The organism is Virgibacillus chiguensis, from assembly GCF_900129865.1.
Taxonomy (GTDB): Bacteria; Bacillota; Bacilli; order Bacillales; family Amphibacillaceae; genus Virgibacillus; species Virgibacillus chiguensis.
This window is the reverse complement of record NZ_FQXD01000039.1, coordinates 1-1,720: the sequence shown is the minus strand read 5'-3', so window position 1 is coordinate 1,720 and position 1,720 is coordinate 1. Positions and strand designations below refer to the sequence as shown.

Below are 1,720 nucleotides of genomic sequence, written 5' to 3'. Positions count from 1 at the left end.
GTTGATCAATTGTGGGCAGAAGCTGTTATGAATTGGCGGCTGGGCGAGTCACTGATTCTGACTGGTGACCTTTTGGAAGAGGCGAAACGACAACAGGAAGGCCACGCAGAACAAGATCCTTGGGAAAGTATTATTAAAGAATTTGTAGAACGTAAAGTACCATTAGATTGGAATAAAAAGGACATAGCTACAAGGAAGCTTTATTGGTCGGGTGAATTCGGAAGCAGTGACACAGAAACAGTCGAACGTGACCGTGTGTGTGCTGCTGAAATATGGGTGGAATGCTTCAACGAAAAGGTAAACCGTTTGAAACGTTCTGAAACCATGCGTATTAACGATATCCTAGACGGCATTCCGGGATGGCAAAAGAAGTCCAATCCATTTAGATACGGACCATATGGTTTGGTAAAAGGTGGGTATGTAAGACAGAAATAATTTGTTGGTTTGTATACTTTGTCTGTATACTTTGATCAATTTTGTATACTTTCTAAAATTTGGAAGTGTATACCTTGTATACTTCCCAAAAGTTCAAAGTATACGGGAAAGTATACAGGATAAACCCTTACTATATCTATAGTTATTATTATTTGTATACCTTGTATACCTTAAATATATAAAAGTAAATAAATAGATAAATAGAGGTATTAGGTAATTACTATATACGCCTAAACGCCCTGTTTATGTACTATACGTGTACGCGCGAGAACTTTAAAAGTGATATTGAAAATTTTACGGAGGTGTGAATGCGTGGACTGGGAAGAATCAAGGATTGTTTTTATGTCTGAAATGCTTTTACTGTTAAACAACGGACCGATGCCAAGGGATTACGTTAGGCGGGTCTTTAAAGACAAAGGCTATACTTATGCAGATTTCGAAAGAACAGAAGAATTTATGGAATTGGTAAAAGAGAGTTGGCAGGACGTGGATTTCATAAGAAAACCCAAGCCGTGGGAGAAAGAGGATTACGAGGAGGAATATGATTTGAGCAAAATATTACGAGAAAAAGATATAGAAGAGTACCTAAGAAAAAGAGCCAAAGAAGCTGGCGGAAAAGCGTATAAGTTTGAATCACCGGGAAATGACGGCGTTCCAGATCGATTGGTGGTTTTCCCAGGTAACAATATTTACTTTGTTGAGTTAAAAGCACCTGGGAAGAAGCCAAGACCTTTGCAATTAAAGCAGATGCGAGATTTAAAAGATTTTAACTGCAGTGTAAGTGTAATGGACAGCAAGGAGCAGGTAGATAAATTTATAGAATTTATAAATAGAACAGTGTACGGCTTAGAAGAGAGCGATGCCTAAAACAAAAACTCAATCTTCATGGAGTGAAAAGGAGGTGTTTTCTGATGAAGTTTATACCACACAGCTACCAAAGATATAACATCAATCGAATATTAAATGATCCTTTTATTGCTTTATGGCTTGATATGGGCTTAGGCAAAACTGTAATTACACTAACTGCTATTAACGATTTAAAATACAACCGTTTCGCAGTGAATAAGGTTTTAGTGATTGCACCTAAAAAGGTAGCCCAAGGTACTTGGACAAATGAGGCTAAAAAGTGGGATCACCTGCAACTATTACGTTTTTCCATTGTACTTGGAAGCCAAACAAAACGAATCAGAGCTTTAAACACACCAGCTGATATATACGTGATTAACAGGGATAACGTAGTATGGCTAACTGACTATTACCGTAATTCTTGGCCGTTTGACATGGT

General features: G+C 37.7%; 3 protein-coding genes. All 3 read left to right on the top strand.

Translation table 11 applies throughout. The features are described 5' to 3' along the window. The first annotated feature begins 27 nt into the window (after positions 1–27). The gene (locus BUB45_RS19260; protein ID WP_139300213.1) at positions 28–435 is read left to right on the top strand and encodes a hypothetical protein; all 408 of its coding nucleotides are present in this window, start codon (positions 28–30) and stop codon (positions 433–435) included. Positions 436–747: 312 nt separating this feature from the next. After that, positions 748–1,302: a PDDEXK family nuclease gene (locus tag BUB45_RS20570; RefSeq protein WP_244527783.1), complete on the top strand. Its 555-nt coding sequence runs from the start codon at positions 748–750 to the stop codon at positions 1,300–1,302. 44 nt (positions 1,303–1,346) lie between these two features. Beyond that, the coding region (locus BUB45_RS19250) for an SNF2-related protein (RefSeq protein ID WP_170861801.1) at positions 1,347–1,720 on the top strand (374 nt) is incomplete at its 3' end.

Excerpts from the sequence above, each read along its gene's own strand:
- BUB45_RS19260 (WP_139300213.1), top strand. The coding sequence starts at position 28 with ATGAATTGGCGGCTGGGCGAGTCACTGATTCTGACTGGTGACCTTTTG.